At 64.8% G+C, this 18,761-nt stretch carries 17 protein-coding genes and 1 pseudogene; 10 read left to right on the top strand and 8 right to left on the bottom strand.

Translation table 11 applies throughout. The features are described from left to right. Nucleotides 1-261 precede the first annotated feature (261 nt). On the top strand, nt 262-1,326 hold the full coding sequence (locus tag BJ970_RS21465) for an LLM class flavin-dependent oxidoreductase (RefSeq protein ID WP_184727894.1): 1,065 nt from the start codon (nt 262-264) through the stop codon (nt 1,324-1,326). A gap of 70 nt (nt 1,327-1,396) precedes the next feature. Here the strand turns inward: BJ970_RS21465 and BJ970_RS38045 are convergent. The 3 genes and pseudogenes from BJ970_RS38045 to BJ970_RS21455 form a co-directional block, all read right to left on the bottom strand. After that, nucleotides 1,397-1,699, bottom strand: a pseudogene (locus tag BJ970_RS38045) (ISAzo13-like element transposase-related protein); the annotation flags it as partial. Between the two features lie 484 nt (nt 1,700-2,183). Further along, the gene (locus BJ970_RS21460) at nt 2,184-3,659 is read right to left on the bottom strand and encodes an MFS transporter (protein WP_184727893.1); all 1,476 of its coding nucleotides are present in this window, start codon (nt 3,657-3,659) and stop codon (nt 2,184-2,186) included. 270 nt (nt 3,660-3,929) lie between these two features. Next, nucleotides 3,930-4,472: a TetR/AcrR family transcriptional regulator gene (locus tag BJ970_RS21455; RefSeq protein WP_184727892.1), complete on the bottom strand. Its 543-nt coding sequence runs from the start codon at nt 4,470-4,472 to the stop codon at nt 3,930-3,932. 528 nt (nt 4,473-5,000) lie between these two features. Here BJ970_RS21455 and BJ970_RS21450 point away from each other — a divergent pair. Further along, nucleotides 5,001-5,267: a hypothetical protein gene (locus tag BJ970_RS21450; protein ID WP_184727891.1), complete on the top strand. Its 267-nt coding sequence runs from the start codon at nt 5,001-5,003 to the stop codon at nt 5,265-5,267. A gap of 186 nt (nt 5,268-5,453) precedes the next feature. After that, complete coding sequence (locus BJ970_RS21445) at nt 5,454-5,789, top strand: UvrD-helicase domain-containing protein (RefSeq protein ID WP_184727890.1); 336 nt, start codon at nt 5,454-5,456, stop codon at nt 5,787-5,789. 51 nt (nt 5,790-5,840) lie between these two features. Here the strand turns inward: BJ970_RS21445 and BJ970_RS21440 are convergent, their stop codons facing one another. From BJ970_RS21440 to BJ970_RS21430, 3 genes are all read right to left on the bottom strand, one after another. Next, entirely contained in the window at nt 5,841-6,539 is a 699-nt protein-coding gene (locus BJ970_RS21440; protein ID WP_184727889.1) for a hypothetical protein, read from the bottom strand. After that, nucleotides 6,536-7,057, bottom strand: a complete 522-nt coding sequence (locus tag BJ970_RS21435; RefSeq protein ID WP_184727888.1) for a hypothetical protein — start codon at nt 7,055-7,057, stop codon at nt 6,536-6,538. Before BJ970_RS21435 ends, BJ970_RS21440 begins: the two co-directional genes overlap by 4 nt. 103 nt (nt 7,058-7,160) lie before the next feature. Then, nucleotides 7,161-8,027 carry an IS5 family transposase gene (locus BJ970_RS21430; RefSeq protein ID WP_184727887.1) on the bottom strand — a complete coding sequence of 289 codons (867 nt, stop codon included), beginning with the start codon at nt 8,025-8,027 and terminating at the stop codon, nt 7,161-7,163. 628 nt (nt 8,028-8,655) lie between these two features. Between BJ970_RS21430 and BJ970_RS21425 the strand changes: the two genes are divergently transcribed. The 5 genes from BJ970_RS21425 (at nt 8,656) to BJ970_RS21405 (ending at nt 13,304) form a co-directional block, all read left to right on the top strand. Next, nucleotides 8,656-9,243, top strand: a complete 588-nt coding sequence (locus BJ970_RS21425; protein ID WP_312864345.1) for a winged helix-turn-helix domain-containing protein — start codon at nt 8,656-8,658, stop codon at nt 9,241-9,243. Continuing rightward, the gene (locus BJ970_RS21420; RefSeq protein ID WP_184727886.1) at nt 9,141-9,731 is read left to right on the top strand and encodes an IS630 family transposase; all 591 of its coding nucleotides are present in this window, start codon (nt 9,141-9,143) and stop codon (nt 9,729-9,731) included. The genes BJ970_RS21425 and BJ970_RS21420 overlap by 103 nt, the downstream gene beginning before the upstream one ends. 250 nt (nt 9,732-9,981) lie before the next feature. Next, complete coding sequence (locus BJ970_RS21415; protein WP_246470949.1) at nt 9,982-11,091, top strand: tyrosine-type recombinase/integrase; 1,110 nt, start codon at nt 9,982-9,984, stop codon at nt 11,089-11,091. 4 nt (nt 11,092-11,095) lie between these two features. After that, complete coding sequence (locus tag BJ970_RS21410; RefSeq protein WP_246470947.1) at nt 11,096-13,018, top strand: tyrosine-type recombinase/integrase; 1,923 nt, start codon at nt 11,096-11,098, stop codon at nt 13,016-13,018. Nucleotides 13,019-13,031: 13 nt separating this feature from the next. Further along, nucleotides 13,032-13,304 (top strand): hypothetical protein, encoded by a 273-nt coding sequence (locus tag BJ970_RS21405; protein WP_184727885.1) that lies wholly within the window; start codon nt 13,032-13,034, stop codon nt 13,302-13,304. Nucleotides 13,305-13,369: 65 nt separating this feature from the next. On the opposite strand, the gene BJ970_RS21400 is transcribed toward BJ970_RS21405, so the two are convergent. After that, a complete protein-coding gene (locus tag BJ970_RS21400) occupies nt 13,370-14,395 on the bottom strand; it encodes a helix-turn-helix domain-containing protein (RefSeq protein ID WP_184727884.1) in 1,026 nt (341 codons plus the stop codon). A gap of 128 nt (nt 14,396-14,523) precedes the next feature. Continuing rightward, nucleotides 14,524-15,105 (bottom strand): hypothetical protein, encoded by a 582-nt coding sequence (locus BJ970_RS21395; protein WP_184727883.1) that lies wholly within the window; start codon nt 15,103-15,105, stop codon nt 14,524-14,526. A gap of 1,002 nt (nt 15,106-16,107) precedes the next feature. Here BJ970_RS21395 and BJ970_RS21390 point away from each other — a divergent pair. Both BJ970_RS21390 and BJ970_RS21385 read left to right on the top strand, forming a co-directional pair. Beyond that, nucleotides 16,108-16,428 carry a hypothetical protein gene (locus tag BJ970_RS21390; RefSeq protein ID WP_184727882.1) on the top strand — a complete coding sequence of 107 codons (321 nt, stop codon included), beginning with the start codon at nt 16,108-16,110 and terminating at the stop codon, nt 16,426-16,428. A 129-nt stretch (nt 16,429-16,557) separates the two neighbouring features. After that, nucleotides 16,558-18,759, top strand: coding sequence for a non-ribosomal peptide synthetase (locus BJ970_RS21385; RefSeq protein WP_221467258.1), 2,202 nt, complete (start codon nt 16,558-16,560; stop codon nt 18,757-18,759). The last annotated feature ends 2 nt before the right edge of the window (nt 18,760-18,761 follow it).

Here is an 18,761-nt window from a genome sequence, read left to right as displayed (position 1 = left end):
GGGCTGTGCTGAACATCGCCAAAGTGCTGCGGGGACGGATAGTGCTGGCGGCTCGCGATCGCCGGGAAGACGACGGCCGCGTCTGGCTCGCGAGTGCTCGGCACCCGATGACGTTGCTTTGCTGGTGAGGGCGTCATCGCGCACCGCCCCCTTTCCGGGTCGATCATTCCTCGCCCACTCCAGTCGATCTCAAACACGCATCGAGCGGGCCCGACGACCCTGGTCGGCACGACCCACGTTAGCGATCAGTCTGGGAGTGGCATGCGGTTCGGCATCAGTTTCTTTCCTACGGTCAGCCCCACCGAGAAGAGCGCGTACCAGTACTACGAGGAGTGCCTAGACCTCACCGTGCTAGCCGAGGAACTCGGCTTCCACCACGTCAAGACGGTGGAGCACTACTTTCACCCTTACGGCGGCTACAGCCCTGATCCCGTGACCTTCCTGGCTGCCGCGGCCGCTCGAACGAACCGCGTCCGCCTTGTCACCGGAGCCGCCATTCCGGCCTTCACGCATCCCATCAAGTTAGCCGGCAAGCTGGCCATGCTGGACAACATCTCGGGTGGCCGACTGGACGCCGGCTTCGGCCGCGCGTTCCTGCCCGACGAGTTCGAGGCATTCGGCGTGCCGATTGAGGAGAGTCGGCGTCGCTTCAGCGAGGGTGTGGAGGCGTGCAAGCTGCTGTGGACGCAGGAAGACGCCGTGTGGGACGGCGAGTTCTACCGCTTCGGCCCGGTCACGATGTTGCCGAGGCCATGCCAACGCCCACATCCCCCGGTCATGGTCGCCGCAGCGGCTAGCTCGGACTCCTGTGAGGCAGCAGGCAGAGCTGGCCACAACCTCCAGCTCGTCCCGTCGATCAGCCATCGGGAACGGGTCCAGGACATGCTGGCGCTGTATCGGAAGGCATGGGTCGACGCCGGTCACGCACCCGGTACCGAGCACGTTCAACTTAGCTACACCTGCTACCTGGCCGCCGCCGAAGCCGAGGCGCGGCGCGGTGGGCGGATGTCGCACGAGAACTACACCTCGAAACTGGCCGAGGCCGTGTCCGCGTGGGCTCACACCAGCAGCGCGCAGTACCCCGGCTACGAGCGGCTGGCCCAGCAGGTGACCTCGAGCGATTTCGAACAAGCGCTACGGGACACGAAGATCCTCGCAGGCAGCCCGGAGCAGGTGCGCCGGCAGGTGGCACAGATCCGTGACTGGTATGGCGACGCCACGCTGAGCCTCCAGGTCACGTCCGGAAACCTGCCGATCGAGGAGTCGGCACGCACCATGCGCCTGTTCGCCACCGAGGTCATGGCAATGTTCGACAGGGGCGACTGAGCAATGTTAAAACCTTGGAGGAAAAGCAGAATCCGGACCGTGACGCGCAGTTTCGTTACCTCAACGATTACAGGACGTAACCCTCCTGCCACACCATATCCGTGACCGTATCCGCGGGATACTGGATGCCCCTGGGCGGTGAGCTCCGCAGCGAGTGTGCTGGTCGACTTGGTCGTCCACGCAACGACGATATGGGATCACCCCGCACATCCGGTTGTACCGGCACGAGCAATGCCGGCCGCGGTCCACGGGGCGGGATCGACTCTCTGACCGCCGCCGACAGCGTCAAACGCCGCTGACGCTCGTCCAGATGAGGCCGCAACGCTTCAAACTTCGCCGCCCGTGACGCCTCAACGTCTTCCGCCATGCCCATACCACAAAATACCGTCGTGATCAAAGTCCCCGCCAGCCTTACTATCGATTCGTGTAATCCCAGAAGGCCGATAGATTCCAGGTGGCTGCCTGTCCGTCACCAGCATGTTTCACGTGGGCACGTTCGACCTTCCAGGCTGCGGTGCGCACGGTCTCTACCGCAGCTTGGAGGGCGAACAGTCTCGATACGTTGACTGCCCAGGGGTTTGAGCCGGGTACAGGAATCGGGAAACATTGGATGGAACCAGGCAGAAGTGGACGAGATCGGATGTTCTCGACCAAGCTCGCGCAGCAACTGACACCGGTCCGGCGCACCGTGAATCACCTACGCGACCTGGAGCGAATGACCTCCTGTACGCCGGTAATGATCGCCGCTGGTGGTCGACGTGTCGCTTCCGGCTGAATACTTCGACCGGCGTTGACACGACGGTCATACCTCGAGGGGTGCCCAACAACGTCGACATCGGGCTGCTGATTGGGACATGTCACATTTCGGAAGAGGCGGCCCTGCCTGGAAGCAGCAGCATGAGCGCGGCGGTGATGACATAGAGCGCGATCTCGACGAGGAGAATAGTCGAGAAGGCGTTACCGTAGACTTGCATCCGTGACGCACTACTAGCAGGGGCGTCTAGGATTACGAAGAAGATGGTGCCAAGGACGGCAATGCCAGCCGCGCTGCCGATCTGGTTCACAGTTGAGAGCACACCGCCAGCCGAGCTGGCATCTTTGCTCGGTAGGCCGGCGAGCACGACATTAACCAGAATTGGCGACGCCAAGCCGAGCCCGAGGCCTCCGATAAACAGTACCGAGGCCAGCATCCAGTAACCGGGATTTTGACTGTCGCTGACGATGACCCACAACAGGGCCTGCGATACGGCGAGGATCAACGATCCGCTGATCAGTAGGGCTCGGCCAGCTTTGGCCGCAAGTGTCGTGCCGAGTCCAGAGGTGACGATAGATCCGACCGCGTAGGGAAAAATCACCAGGCCCGTTTGCCAGGCCGTGCGTCCTGTGCCGGACTGTAGATAGATCGACATGGCCAGGAAAAATGCGCCGATGGCGCCATAGAAGAATACCGAGACCAGCAATCCTGCACTGAAACTGCGAACGCTCAGCAGTGCCGGGTCCAGTACGGGCTGTCCACCACGGCGTGTCACCGACCGTTCATAAACGAAGAACCCGCCCAACAGCAGTACCCCAATGGTCATAATCGCGAAGCCCCACCACGGCCAGCCCCAGTCACGGCCTTGGACCAAGGGCAGCAGCACCAGGAACACGGCAAGGGTCGAAAGCGCCGCACCCACTACATCCAGTGTGGCACGGCTTTCGCTGGTCGACTCCGGCACCACCCGAAAACCGAGCGCGATGGCAACAGCCGCGATCGGGACATTCACCCAGAAGATCATCCGCCAGCCAAACCCGAGCACGTCGGCGTCGACGAGAAACCCGCCCAGCAGCGGTCCGGCGACGGTAGCCAGGCCCGTGACGGCCCCAAACGCCCCGAAAGCCTTGGCCATTCTCGCTGGGTCAAGCGCGGACCGGATAATTCCGAACACCTGCGGGACCATCAGGCCACTGGCCAAGCCTTGCAGGACGCGGGTGCCGATCAACATCTCGGGACCGGTTGCCATAGCGCATGCCGCCGAGGCGATAGCGAAGACAGCCAGGCTAGCCAGGAACACCCGGCGTCGGCCATAGTCATCACCGACCCGCCCGCCGGTGATGAGACCAGACCCCAGCGCGAGGACGTAAGCAGTCAGTACCCACTGCAGCTGAGCCTGACTCGCGTGGAGCTCGCCCGCCATGGCGGGTGCCGCGACTGTAACGATGTTGGCGTCCAGCATGTCCATGAATGACGCAGACAGCACAACCAGCAGTGCAATCCCGGCGCTCTTGCCGACCAGAGGACCTGTTTGGGGTTCATGGTGCGAGTTTGTGGACGAAACGGCGCGTGATTTCATGCGTTACCTCATGATAGCTGTAGGAGATTTGTAGTGTTTGTTTCCTGAGTTGGGGTAACCACCGGCGTGTCGGCCGCCGCCTAGCTTATCCAGAGATTCTCGCGCGGATGAGTGGCTCGCGCCGTCGGGATCAGCAGTGTGGAGTAGTCGAGTTCTTCGGCGCGTGGACGATGGTGCGCCATTATGTCGAGGTATATCCGTTCCGGCATTGACTTCGGAGTGAAACGTCGGTCTATCATACAAAAATACTTTTGTTCTTTGCCTTGTGAGCTATTTCGTCAGCGCCGCGTCCAGTTGCGCGAATACGGTTCCGGCTACATCGGGTGTTAGCTGAACGCCTTTGACGACGGCGATCACCAGTTCCACCGCAGCCTGTGCCTCAATTCGAGGTGGCCACACGTCCTGTGCGTCATCCCCGGTAAACAACTCGCCTAACGACTGCCGCCAGTTGGCCTCGTGGTGCTCCATCACGGTCCGGATCTCCGGGTCCCGGCGGGCATGCAGGTCGAGTTCGACGGTCACGACGAACACCTCCGGCGATTCCGTCAGCAGCTTACGCACATACCTCAGATACGCCCGCAAGGACTCTGCGGGATCAGGGCCCTCGGGGAGTCGCGATCCGAACTGGCCGATCGCGTACTCGGCGACCGCCGCGATGATGTCCTTCTTACCCGGAAAATGATGGTGCAGCGTCGAATGATCGATGCCGACGTCCTCGGCGATCCGCCGTAGCCGCAACCCCCCGAGCCCCACCGTCGCCACTTGATTAAACGCAGCCCGGACGATCGCCGTCCGCCGGTCAACTAGCTCCAACGCCACTCCTTCCTCCACCAACCGGTTGGTGGAGTGTGCCAGAAACCCAGTTGGATTGGCAACACGGCAGCGTTGAGCAGGGACGTCAGTGTCTGTGGCTGATGCGGTCATGTCTGAAAATGTGTTGCGGTGTATTCTGCTGAGTTGGTTGCGCCCAGCAGGCGGTGAGGATGGTTGCCGGGCGTTCGTGGAGGGCATAAGTCGAAGTAAGCCACGATAACGGCGGCGGAGCTTACTCGGGGTTGCTCCGCGGAGACGTTGCGAGCGTGGGTGTGTCAAGAGCAGAACAATCGCCGGCGCGGTCACCACCGTGGCCGCCATCGAAGCCAGCGCCACGCTGGCTACGGCCATCAACAACACCCCCTACCCCAACGTCGCATAGTCAGAGGCCACCAACATCGGGAAGTCGGGCTCACCGAGCACCACGCAGGGCCAAGCATCCGTCGACATCCGGAAGTTCTCCGACTACGTCTTCAAAAAGGTCGCACCGGCGGAGGCCCAGGCCGATTACGAGACGCATGCAGGCGATTGGCCGAGATCCTCAATGACGACGTCTTCGCCGACCTCGACGGCATCCGCGGAATCGACGACCTCACCGACCAGCTCACAGCTGAACAGATCACGACGATCACGCGGCACTTGCACCGCTTTGGTGTGTTCTTCACCGGCCCGCTGGACCTCGACCACGCAATGCTGATCCACTTCTGGAACGCCTACACCGAACTGGACCCGGACGGAACGGGCCTCAGAAAACAGATGCGGCGAGGCCGTCTTGGGGGGTGCGCGCCCTCATGACGATTACTGGGATCCCACGGATCCACAGCGTCAGGATGAGCTCCGCTGGTATCGGTACCTGATCATTTCGCGGTCCAGGCCCAGCACACACCTCAAAGCGTTCTCGCGGATGGAGGCCGAGGACCTGAAAACCGGGCCGTCCGTGATCACCGACCTCATCGACCACGTCCGGACGAAGATGGGACTGTGATCAGCGAGAAAGACCCGCTAAACGGCTGGCACCCGGTCGGAATCGACCAACTCGAACCCGCTGCGCGAGACGCGTTGCCCGCAACCGGGTGCACGGCGGCCATCGCCGGTCCTGGCGCGGGTAAGACCGAATTTCTCGCACAGAAGGTCGCATACCTGCTGCAGACCGGCGCGTGCCCAGCACCACGGCGGATTCTCGCCATCTCGTTCAAACGCGACGCCGCCGCCAACCTCGAATGCAGGGGCCGCGACCGCATCCCCGAACACGCCGAGCGCTTCGTGTCGATGACCTTCGACAAGTTCACAAGGGCATCGTCGCGACCGGGGCGCTGACCGGCTCGTACGAGATCGAGTCCTGGAAGCCGCGCCCGCAAACGACCTTCATCAACAACCCGGCGTCCACCGCTTATGGCGCAACCAGAACGGCCTTTCGTCGGAGTTTGGGACCTCCCGCTCGTAACGCCGAGCACCCCCTCCGGGGACCCGAAGGTCGTCGCCGCGTGGCGGTGGTTGCAGGAGCTTTACCTGAACACCACGCCGCAACGCCTCGACTTCGTGATGCTCAACCGCCTGGCCGAACGGCTGGTGCGCGTGGTCCCCCAACTTCGCCGCGCGCTGCGGATCACCTACTGCCTTCGCGAAATTCATCAGCTCCTTCGACGCGAGCCCGCACCCTCTGAAGTGGAACTTCCGCTCGTCGCCGCCCTTGGTCGCGCTCCACCACGTCATCGCCACCCGGCTCGACCGCTCCTCCGTCCGGGCCGAGTCGAAAGCCTTGGCCGAGGAAGGCCACGAACCGGTCGGACTGTGGCGTTTTCCCGACACCGCTCGCGAGGCCGACCGATTCGCGGCCTGGATCGCCCAGGACATCGCGAACTCCCACCGCGCCCCGCCAATTTCGCTCTCCTCGCACGCCAGAAAGTCGCCGACTTCGAGGAACGGTTCCGGCACCGTTTGGCCCACCACGGCATGCGCCTCCGCAACGACACCGCCCAAGTCGGCGGCATGAAACTCCAGAGCCTGCTCAAAAACGACGTAGCTCGCCTGCTCCTCGGCATGCTGCGCCTGGCGGCCGAACCTCATGGCCTCACCACGGTTTGGAACGAGGTATCGACCGTGCTAATCGCACTCCGGGGTCTCGACCCGGACGAGGATTCTGCCCGCAGTGTCAGCGACGAACTGACCACACCACACGGAAACTGCCAACGTGGCTCAACGCGCGCACCCCGACCGAAACCGACCCCAACGATGTCGTAGCCGTCGTTCTCGAGCATTGTGGCCCAGCCGATCGGCGTCGATACACCGCCTCCGCACGACACGGCGAGGACCTTGACGCCATAGCCGGCTCCGTCACCGCCCGACTGACCGAGGTTACCCAAAGCGCCCCCGACTGGGCACAGGTCTTCGACGACTTCGAATCCGCCGACGCCGTCTCGTTGCTGACCGTCCACCGCAGCAAAGGGCTCGAGTACCACACCGTTTTCTTCCTCCGACTCGACGACGAGCAATTGGTGGGCACACGAACGCGACCCGGACGAATCAGCCTCGGCGTTCTTCGTCGGACTGTCCCGCGCGGCACAACGGCTGATCTTCGCCACCACGTCCGCAGCAGCGCGCCATGGCACGATCGCCGACTTCTACACAATGCTCGACCAAGCGAGCGTACCCGAACAACAGTTGGACTAAGTGGCTCCGGCATTTGGATCATTTGAGGCGTCGTGTGGTGGGGCGGGTGTCCCAGCGGTAGAGGGGCCTGGCGCGTTGGATGAGTTGACGGACGGTAACGATCGCGGCGGCGAGGTAGAGGTAGAAGTCGACGATGTCGCCGTTGCGGTCGGTACAGCGCAGCAGTTTGCCGAAGTTGTTCATCCACGAGTGGGTGCGTTCGACCACCCACCTTCTGCCGGCCTGGATCGGAGCGGCAACGCCTTTGCGGGCGATGACACCGGTCAAGGCGTGCTCGCTGAGCAGATCCCGGGTCTTGCCGCTGTCATAAGCACTGTCGAGGTGCACCCTGGCGTCGGCAGGCAGGCCACCGCCGGGTAGGTCGGCGACCTGCTGGCGGGTCTGGGCCAGCGTGGGTTCCAGCAGTGGCGAGTCGTGCCGGTTCGCGCCCGCGGACACGATTCCCAGGGGTACGCCGGTGCCTTCGGTGGCTGCGGAGCGTTTCAGTCCGCCTTTGCGGCGGTCCACCGGAGAGGGACCGGCTTTCTCGCCGCCGCACGGTGCTTTGGTGATGCATCCATCGGCGGAGATCTCCCCCAACTGCAGGCCGATCATCTTGTCGAACGCGGCCAGGCACAGTGCGTGGAGCTTGGTGGCGATCTCCAGTTCGGCCCACTCGATGAGCCTGCGTCGGATCGTGCGGTCCGAACACCGGCTGGTGGCGATGCGCTCGTAGCCGGAGCCATGCACCAAGGCGTCGATGACGTGCTCGAAGACGACTCGGTTGGGGATGCGCTTGCGGTGACAACCCAATGGATGGCGGGCGTCGAAGGTCGGTTTCTCCGGCAGCAACGCGGCGAATTGGACCCAGATCGGTTCGATGAGAGAGGATGGGAGCACGGGCATGGTCGTTCCTTGTGATCACGAAGCGTCAGCAACTTCATGATCACCTGCGGCCATGCCCGTCCCTGTTGGCAGCCCCAGCCAAAGATCAGCTTCCCCGCCTACTGCCGGAGCCTCTAAGTAAGGAGAGTCCGGCCTGAGTCTGTATCAGGAACGAAGCTTCCGCAGGGCTCCACCTCGACGATGCAACTGGACCTGTTGGTGTTCAGTTTCATCCGAAGGTCATCCGTCGAAAGTGAAGGCGTTGAGGGACGGCTTTCGAAGGTCCAGCGTCCTCGGCCTGAACGGCCTCGCCGACGCCCTCGGCACCGCAAGCAGGAAAACCACAACAAGTGTGGTGGCCCGCTCTCTGGAGTGGCCAATCGGGTACGTGGGGTCATGGCTCACATCGAAAAAACAGGGCAAGCGCTTGCGGGTCCGGTACTCGAGACCGGACGGATCCATCGGGTCAGTGTCCGGATTCCACACCAAGACGGAAGCTCCTGCACTACGCCCAATGCCTCGACACCGACCGACACCGAGGCCCGTGGCTGGACCCCAAAGCTGGCCAAATCCCGCTATATCAATGATCTTTTGTTAATAGGGTGAGTCGTTGCGCTTGTTTTGTGTTGCCTGGTGGGACAATCGTGGTGTGCCGAAGTCTTCACAGTCGACGGGCGGCCAGGCCCGTGAGAGCAAACGTGTAGCCGCTGGACGGGATTTCGACGGGTTGCGTGAGCGCCGGATGCGTGCGGCGGAGATGTTTCGTCGCGGAAAGCGCCAGGTCGATGTGGCCTCGGCGTTGGGGGTCTCGGCGCAGACGGCGTCGCGGTGGTACCAGATGTGGCAGGACGGAGGCCGGGCGGCACTGGAGGGTGCCGGTCGTGCCGGGCGGATGCCCAAGCTCTCCGATGAGCAACTGGCCGAGGTCGAAACGGAGTTGATCAAAGGCCCGCGTGCCCACGGGTTCGCGACCGAGATGTGGACCCTGGCGCGAGTGAGCGAGGTGATCGAGCGGGTGACCGGGGTCCGGTACTCACAGACGCAGACCTGGACAATCCTGCGCGAGCGACTGGGCTGGAGCCGCCAGCGCCCGGCCCGGCGCGCGACCGAGCGTGATGATGCCGCGATCGAGGAATGGATCAAAACCGACTGGCCGCGGATAAAAAAAGCGCCCGGCGCCGAGGTGCCTGGATCTGCTTCCAAGACGAAAGCGGATTCTCCCTGCTTCCAGCGGTAAGAGCCACCTGGGCGCCCAAGGGACAGACTCCGGTGCTGCGGCACCGGTTCTCCTGGAAGCGGATGTCGATGTCGGCCGCGCTGGCCTACCGGCCCGATGGCAGCCAGGCGACGTTGGTGTTCCAGGCCGAACACGGCGCCTACGACACCTCCTCGCTGATCGAGTTCCTCACCGACCTGCACCATCACTTTGGCGGAGACCCGGTCACGCTGATCTGGGACGGCCTGCCCGCTCACCGCTCCAATGCCATGAAAGCCTGGCTGGCCACCCAGCGACGCTGGCTGCACGTCGAACCGCTGCCCGCCTACGCCCCCGACCTCAACCCCGTCGAACAGATCTGGGGCAACGTCAAGGCAACCGAACTCGCCAACCTCTGCCCCGACACCATCGACGAAGCCCACACCGCAGCGGAGACCGGACTCGAACGCATCGGCAACAGCTACCAGCTGTGCTTCGCGTTTCTCGACCATACCGGCCTTTCCCTATGAACCAAGATCACTCAAATACCGAAAGATCATTAGGTGCCGGGCTCGTCGAGCTTGGCGGCGAAACGCTTGGGCGAGTTCTGGGTCTTGAGGGCGTAGCCGTCGGCGACCACCTTCTCCAGCGCGTGTGGATATGCGGGTGATGGCGCGGCCTACGGCCCCAGGAGTTCGGCCGTTTGTTGATGTTTCCCGGCAGGGGCGTATTGCTCGGTCGGGTCGGCGTGTCTTCCCGTAACCCTGCTGGGGCGGGGTGATGCTGCGGAGTCATGGTGGTGCGCTGATGGCGTGGGTGCCGGTGATGGAGCGGGAGCTGAACCCTGATGGGACGGCTCACGCGGTTCGGCTCGGCCATCGCGAGGTGGACCGTTATCTGGAGTTCGTGAGGGCGCGGGCTCGGCCGAACACGCTGTTGGCCGTGGCGTTCGATTTGAAGGTGTTCTTCACCGAGATCAGCAAGGATCCGGTCGAGGTAACCACTGCGGATGTGTACGCGTTCATCACCGCCCAGCGAGCCCCTCGCCACGGCGGGCGGGTCGTGCGGTTGGACGATGGCGAGAAGGGCCTGTCTGCGCGGACGATCAAGCGCCGATTGTCGAGTGTTTCCGGTCTGTTTGGCTATCTGGTAGCGCTCGGTGACGCGGGTGTTCACGCGAATCCGGTGCCGTGCGGTCTGGCCACGCGTCGCCCAGGATCATCCCGCACTCGCCGTGGTGGGGCGTTGATCCGCACTCCACGGACACTGCCGAGGATCCTGACTCCTCAGGAGGTGGATGCGTTTCTCGGGGCGTTGCGCACTCGGCGGGATCGGGCGATGGCGTTGGCCATGCTGCTGGGCGGTCTGCGGCGCTGCGAAGTGCTGGGGCTGAGGCCGGAGGATGTCGATCCCGGATCACGGCGGCTGTTTATCTCCGACGGCAAGGGTGGAGCGCAGCGTTATGTACCGATCTCGTCGAGGTTTTTCGCTGAACTCGGCGACTACCTCACGCAGGAACGGCCGACCGAGATCAGCACGGACCATTTGTTCGTGGCGCTGAAGCGGCCCCGTCGTGGCGGTCCGCTGAGCGCGGAGGGGCTGGACGAGATCGTCGAAAATGCCTGCCGCCGTGCGGGTTTGCGGAAGCTGACCTGCCACCAGCTCCGGCACACGTGCTTCACGAGGTTGCGGGAGGCGGGCATGCCGCTGGAGGCGATTCAAGCTCAGGCCGGGCACGCCTGCATCGAATCAACTCGCATGTATCTGCATCTGACCAACGACTGGCTGGCCGAGCAGTACTCGACGGCGATGAACACCATCGACGCGGAACTCTATCCTCCAACCGGGCAGGCACTCGCCCGGGTGGTCCCTCTCCGTGGGCGGAGATGATCGCATGGGCCGTCAGTACCGCCAACCCGGTCCCGACAGCACGGCAGCATCGATGGGCGAGCGTCCTGCCGGTAGCGTCTATCACCGCGAATTGGACACGCGCCATCGGCTGTTCGTGTCGCGGTTCGTGGCCGATGTGAGCGTCGCCGGATTCCGTGCCGACGCACGGAAGCTCACCAACAGGGCGCGCACGTTCTGCCGGCGTTTCGATACTCCGGCGGGATGGCTCCAGCTCAGCCTCGACGAGCAAATTCGATTGCCGGCTGAGATGCGCAACGTTGTGACGTGGTGTCTGTGTACGCAGAGGCTGTCCGGAGTCGACGTGATCGACTACCTGCTCACCCTCAGCGGCGTGGGGCGTTTCGCCGCCCGCCTCAATTCAGAGTTTCATGACCGGTTCGCCGGCATGGCTTCCACGCTCGGCAACAGCGCCATGCGCTCGTCGGGCAGAGACTGGGAAGCGCGGCAGTGGCTGACGCTGGTCCGGCTCTCGGTCATCGCCGGAGTCGCTCCACAGGACATCACCGTGTCGCAGATGGAATCGGCGCGGCTGGCGTTGTGGCAGCGGATGCGCGAGCAGGGCCACGTCGTGATGTCGAACATGCTCAACACCAGCTTCTTCGAAGTCCAGGCGACCTTGTTCCACCTGGGCCAGGTCGAGGAGTTCCCGCGCAGGCGCAATCTGGCGGCACGGTGCGATTTCCAACGCCGCTGGGACGCTGTGGCGCCCGGGCTGGCCGCGACGCTCACCCAGTATCTCGATCAACGTGCGACCGTGCGGGCGGAAAGCACCGTGATCGGCGAACGCCAGACCCTGCTGGGGTTCGCCGAATATCTCGTCAGCCATGCACCCGACGCGCACCGGGTGGCCGATCTGCGGCGCGAGCACATCGAAGCCTACAAACAGCATCTGGCCACAACTCCCGCGCATAGCAAGGACGCCCCGGTCAGCAAACGCACCTTCTACCGCCGGCTGGCAATGCTGCGCGCAGTGTTCGATGACCTCGCTGAAACCGGGCATCCTGACGCGCCCCGGGGATGGCTGGTGCTACCCGGTGACCTGCCGATCCAGGACAAGCCGCTGCCGCGGTTCATCGACGATCCGGCCGCCGCGAAGCTGCTGCAGGCAGCCCGTGACCACTCCGACTTCTTCGTCCGGCTGTCCGTGGAGTTCCTTGCCCGCACAGGGCTGCGCATCGGCGAGTTCCTTGACCTGACCACCGACGCTGTGGTGCAGATCGGCGCCGGATACTGGTTGCGGGTACCGCTGGGGAAACTGCACAATGATCGCTACATTCCCTTGCACCCCCAGCTGAAGGAACTCCTGGATCAGTGGGTGGCCGATCGTCCTGAGGGTTTGCGTACCAGCTATCTGTTCGTCGACCGAGGGCGCCGCATCAGCCGGGGCCGAGTCCGGCTGGGGCTGGCGGAATGCGCCCGCAGCGCCGGAATCGGTCATGCCAGCCCGCACCAACTCCGGCACACTCTGGCCACCCAAGCCATCAACCGCGGCATGACCCTGGAAGCCCTCGCCGCGCTGCTTGGTCACAAGACACTTTCGATGACGCTTGTTTATGCCCGCATCGCCAATCGCACCGTGGCCAATGAGTACTTCTCCGTGTCGGAGAAGGTCGAAGCGCTCTATGACCAGCCCAAGGAGCTGCCCGCCGATGCCGAAGGCAACCAGATGCGCAAGCTCCGCGCGGAGATGCACCGCCGCATGCTGGGCAATGGCTACTGCGCCCGACCTGTCGAGCTGGACTGCCATTTCGAGTCGATCTGTGAATCCTGCACGTTCTTCGTCACCACCATCGAATTCCGCCCCACCCTGGAAAAACAACGCGACGACGCCGAGAACAAAGGCCAAGTCGGCCGGGTGAAGGTCTTCGACGGTCTCCTCGAGCGGCTCGACGCCAACGCCTCCTGACCACAAAGGAACCGTGACCATGCAGGATTACGATCCCGACGAACTCCCCGACAACGACGAGATCACCGAGGCAACCAGCAGCGATGCCGGCACTGCCGAACTTCTCGGTCTCTGCGAAGAATTCCTCCGCACAAGCAGCCCCGCCGTCCACTGCGAGCTTCGCCGATTCCTCACCCGGCACGGCTATCACCCCGTCTGCGGTCTCGGTGCGTTCCTTGATGCTCTGCAGTTCACCGTGTTTCGTCCCGATACCGCGCCCCACAGCCCTACATCACCAACCGAATAAGCGAAGGCGGGGTGCTCCCGCGTCACGGGAACACCCCTACCAGGCGGTTGCATCGCTTGTCGCGGTTACGCCTCCCGCACTGCCGAGTACCTGCGCGGCTGGTCACATGTCCGCACCGCCGCTCCCCGTCCGGTCAAGCGCTCCAACGCATTCGCCACCGCGCCACTGGAGCGGCCGAGTGCTTTGCTGATCGCGGCCGGTCCGTGCTCACCGGGATTCTCGGTCAGGAAGTCCTCCACCAACCCGTGCAACGCGCCCTTCGCCAACCGCGCCTTCCGCCCCTGCACCACCCGCCACCGCGTCAGATCGCCGGAGTCCACACGCACCACGCGGCCCTCTGCCTCCAACGCAGCAAGCACCTCCACGAGATCTTCCTCCGAGGACTCGCAGCCTGGCTCGGACCGTTCCCCGGCCTCCGATGACCCACATATGTTGTTCACCGCGCCCGCAGACCGGTTCAGGGCCTTGCCGATCGCGTTCGGGCTGAACTGCTCGCCCGCGTGCTCGGTCAGGAAGTCCTCAACCATGCCCCGCAGCTCCCCCTTGCCCAACCGGCCAGCCTTCGCCAACGGTGGCTTCCCGGAGGAGTTGTTCGCCCCGGTGTCCGGATGCGTGGGCAAATCCGGGACCGGCTCGATCGGGGAGCAGTCCATGCTGGACACGGTGTCCTCGGTGGGGATCTCCTTCGTCGTTGCAGTGTCGGCCCCCTGCTCGTCGGGGACGTCCGCAGTGGTGCTGGCCTCGTCGGCGTTCGACGGCTCGTCGACCGTTTCCGCTTCCGGGATCGCGGTATCCGCGGGGTCGTTGACCGTCCACCGGTCGGCGGCGCGGCGACCGCCTTCGGCGATACCGGAGATGCGGGTGACGGTGCCGTCCTTGTCCCAGGCGGCGAGGATCTTCCCGGCAGTGGACCGACCCACCTTGGCAGCCTCGGCTAGCTCGGCGGTGGTCGAGTTGGGGTGGGCGTACAACACGGCCCACACCTTGTCCTCAGCGTCGGTGCGCACCGGTGCGGCCGGGCTGGTGGCGGGCAGGGCCTGCAGGGTGCGGGGCGTGGTCGGCTTGTCGGCGTTGTTGTTCTTTCTGGGCATGACAACCCTCTCCTTCACGGATGAAGCTGGATGGTGATTGGTCATGCCCCCAGGGACGGTGTAGCCCCCGGTGCGCTGCCGGTCGTGCGGGGCTACACGGATATAAACGCTTCCTTTGCCTCGTGACGTCAAGAGATTTCGACAACAAGATGACTGTCTTGTGTGGACTTGGCCCGGAGGACCATCGGTTTTGGGCCATTCCGGTTCTTCAGCTGACAGCGACCCGAATCGACGTTGACACCACCGCCCGGGACGAAGCGTCCATATCCACGGTCAGCACCGATCACCACGACAAAGCCCCAAAGGTGCACGACGACGACCAACCAGCACACCACCCCGGACCCGCGCGCGGCGGGCCCTGGCGTCGCCGCTGACCCGCCTGCACCGGTGACCGCACCAGATCCGCCGACCTCGCCGGTCGACGCGTCGGCCCGGGCGAGGAGGCGTCGCTGCACCAATGGGAAGGCTGGCCTGACGACGTGGTCCTCCTCGCCGCACCGATCGCGACCACTCCGCCGATGCAGATGCCCGCTGACGCGCGGGCGATGCTGGTCGCGGCGGTTGACATCGCCGACGCCAGCGAGAGGGTCGCCTTGTTCGCCGGATGCAGGGAACCCCAGCACCACGCCGCCGACATCGTCGACGGCGCCCTCGGCTCCGGCTTGGCGCCAGCACATCGACGACCCCGACGACCCAACGCGAGCGGACATCGAATTGCTGCTGGCCCATCAAGGCCGCTAGAGCCAGGTCGGGTTGCGGACCGGTGTCAGCCCAGAATGGCCCCACCTCATCGCCCCCATCGCAGCAGCCGTGACGGGCCTAGTCGCCGCCCTGGGGCCGGCCACGGGCCAACTGCGCGAGGCCCTCGTGGCACGTAAACCAACGCAAGCAAGCAACTCGGTCCCGGCTTGATTGGCATCGTGCTAGAGCAGATCGTGGTCAGTTCAGTGGTGTGCGGCCTTAGCGACATCGCCGTAGCGCGGCTCACGCCGGAGGGTCCTGACGCTACGACCACCGCAACATCCCGAAGTCCGGACGTCGCATCAGGCACGCGCACGAACGCTACTGCAGAAAGTCGGAGAGCTGAAAGCCTTCGACCACCTCGACCGGCCTCGGTTCGCCCTCGACGCCCTGGCCTACATGTCGTCGCACGTGCGGCAGCTCTGCGCACTTTACAGAATCGGGCCGAACCAGACACGTCAATGCGCTGCCCCGGGAAGCGATGAGACTTGGCCGGAGTGGTGGAACTACACCGACGGACGTGCTCCAACCCCTGCCGTCAACGGCTGTATCGGCACAGGAAGGTGGGTTCGGCAGTTGCAGGTATGCCGTGGCAATACCAGGAGATCCGATGACGCGACTCTCTGCTGCTATTTGGGCGAAGACTCAACCAGTGCTCGTGTTCCCGCGAAAAGTACAACATCAAGCGATCCAGCTGTCGGAGTACCAGTATTCAACCATGTTGTATTCCGAGGCTTCCTCGGCGAGGCGGGCCTCTCATGGCCCGCTTCGCGACGTCCCAGGGCTCCCAGCTTCCTCGCTAGGACGCCGAAGCGTTGAGGGGTGCTGCGGGGACGAACGTCCGCTCATGCCGATGGGCGATAGGCAATGTGATCGCGCACTCGTCAGCGACGGAGTGCCTGTTGGACGCGGGCAAGGGCTGCAGGGCAAATTCCGTGCGGGCGGGCTGCTCCGGCGGTTACTCTCACGCCATGGCGCAGCGGATCATGTACGTGCAGCTCAAAACGGGCTACGACACCGACCGGGGCCCGTCGTGGATCGCCTGGGTTCGTTTCTCCAAGACGTGGAAGACCGCGTATGTCCACGGTCGTACGCTGCGCCGTTGGCCAGGCATGTTCGACGCCAACTTCTACGACGTCGAGACCGGGGAACAGTTTTGGGTTTCCGGACCGAAGAGAGACCAGACCGATGGACGGTACAGCCCCGTTCTGCCGGAGGTCGATGACGACGCCCGCGGACGGTACGAGGAGTTCCTGCGAGGAGCTCCGCTGCCGGGACGCGAACACGGGTAGCTTCACCCTTGGATGACCTCCTGACGTCCGCGTCTGCCGCTGAGCGCGGCCACGTGCCGCACAGCGCAGTGTCCGGGTGGCTGCGGCGTTCTCGGAATCCCCGCTGGGAACGGACGCAAGCGGCATCTCGTGGACCCTGGCGCCACTGTGGCCGAACTCGCCGCCGGGGCCGTCACGTTGCCCACCGAGCTGGGCAGCCCGCTGGTCGCCTTCGCCCACGACAGCGCCGTGCCCGATACCCCGCGCGCCGAACTGCACCTCGCCATCATCCGGCAAGGCAGCATCTGGCAGGCCGAACTCCGTTACGTGCCTGGTCTGTTCGGCGCGGAAACCGCCGAGCGGATGCTGTCCCAGCTGCGCACGCTCGTCGCCGACGTGGCCCGCGACTCGGCTACCCCCGTCTCCCGGCTCTCCCTGCTTGGTCCCGAGGAGATGGAGCGGATCTTGGTCGGCTTCAATGACACCGTCACCGACCTGCCACATGGCACTTGCCTACACACCTGGTTCGAGATGCAGGCCACGGCCCGGCCGGACGCCACCGCTGTGGTGCAGGGCGCGCGCTCCTGGACATACACCTGGATCGACCGTGCGGCCGACCGACTGGCGGGGCGACTGCGCGCGTCAGGCGTCGGGCCCGGCGACCGCGTCGGTCTGTGCCTGGAGCGCTCCGCCGAACTGCTCGCCGCTATCCTCGCCATCCTCAAGGCCGGCGCCGCCTATGTGCCGCTCGACCCGGATTACCCCGAGCAGCGGCTCGCCGCGATGCTGGACGGCACCTCGTGTGCCGCCGTTGTCACCGACGCCGCCCGCACCGCCTGCCTTCCCGGCGCCGACCGGCCTACTCTCGTCACCAACGGCTTGTTCGACGAGCCCGTCGAAGGCGAACGCCTCGATTCGACCGCCGGGCCCGAGGATCTGTGCTACGTCATCCACACCTCCGGCTCCACCGGCGCTCCCAAGCCCATCGCGCTGCGTCATCGCGGCGTCGTCAACAACATCGCCGACCTCAACTCCCGCTTCGAGGTGAGCCCGAGCGACCGCGTCCTCGCTTTGTCCTCGCCCAGCTTTGACATGTCGGTCTACGAGTTCCTCGGCATCACCGCTGTCGGCGGCACCGTGATCGTCCCCGAATCGGAGCACACCAAGGACGTCGCTCACTGGGCCCTCCTGTGCGCCCGGCACGGCGTCACCGTGTGGAACTCAGCCCCCGCCCTCCTCGAACTGCTCGTGGACTACTTGGAGCACACCGGCGAACGGGCCTTCGACGCGCTGCGCCTAGTCCTGCTCGGAGGCGACTGGGTCCCCGTCTCCCTGCCTGACCGCCTGCACGCGTTCGCTCCCGACGCCCGCTTCGCCGTCATGGGCGGCGCCACCGAGGCCTCGATCCACTCCACCCTCTACGAGGTCACCACGACTGATCCGGCCTGGACGAGCATCCCGTACGGACGCCCTATGGCCAACCAGCGCACCTACATCCTCGACGATGCCCTGCGGCCGGTGCCACCCGGCGTCGTCGGCGAACTTCACCTGGCCGGTACCGGCCTGGCCCGCGGCTACCTGGACCGTCCCGACCTCACCGCCGAGCGGTTCCACGACTGGTCGTACGGCGCCGTGCACGACCGGCTTTACCGCACCGGCGACCTCGCCCGCTATCGTCCCGATGGCGTCCTGGAACTCATTGGCCGCAAGGACTTCCAGGTCAAGGTGAACGGCCTGCGCATCGAACTCGGCGAGATCGAGGCCGTGTTGCGATCCCACCCGGACATCAAGGACTCCGTCGTCATGGCCCGCTCCGACGGTGGCAGGCAGCGTCTGGTCGGCTGCGCCGTGCCCCGCCCCGGAACCGCACCCGAACCCGCCGCACTGCGAGCCCACCTCGCCAAGTCGCTGCCCGCATTCATGGTCCCGGCGGCCGTCCTCGTGCTGGATACCCTGCCGCTCAACGCCAACGGCAAGCTCGACCGCAAGGCGATCGGCGCCCTCGACCCGGACAGACCGGCTCTCAAGTCCGCGCCCGCCACGACCGACGACACGCCGCAGGGCCCCTGGGAACAGCACATCGCCGCGGTGTGGACCGAAATCCTGAACGTCGAACCCGTAGGCCGGGACAGCGATTTCTTCGCCCTCGGCGGCGACTCCATGACGGCCCTGCGCTGCCTCGCCCGCATCGACCCGGGCCTGCGCTGGCCGGAACTGGCTCGCCACTCCACGGTCCCGGCCCTTGCCGCCCGCCTCACCACCATGGGCCACACACCCCCCACCCCACGCCTCGACCGCCCCACCAGCGACGGCCGGCGCCCACACGGCGGCGCCTCCACAAGTAAGGAATGAAC

The organism is Saccharopolyspora phatthalungensis, from assembly GCF_014203395.1.
Classification (GTDB): Bacteria; Actinomycetota; Actinomycetes; order Mycobacteriales; family Pseudonocardiaceae; genus Saccharopolyspora; species Saccharopolyspora phatthalungensis.
Note: the sequence above shows the minus strand (reverse complement) of the source record. Positions and strands in the feature narration are given on the sequence as shown.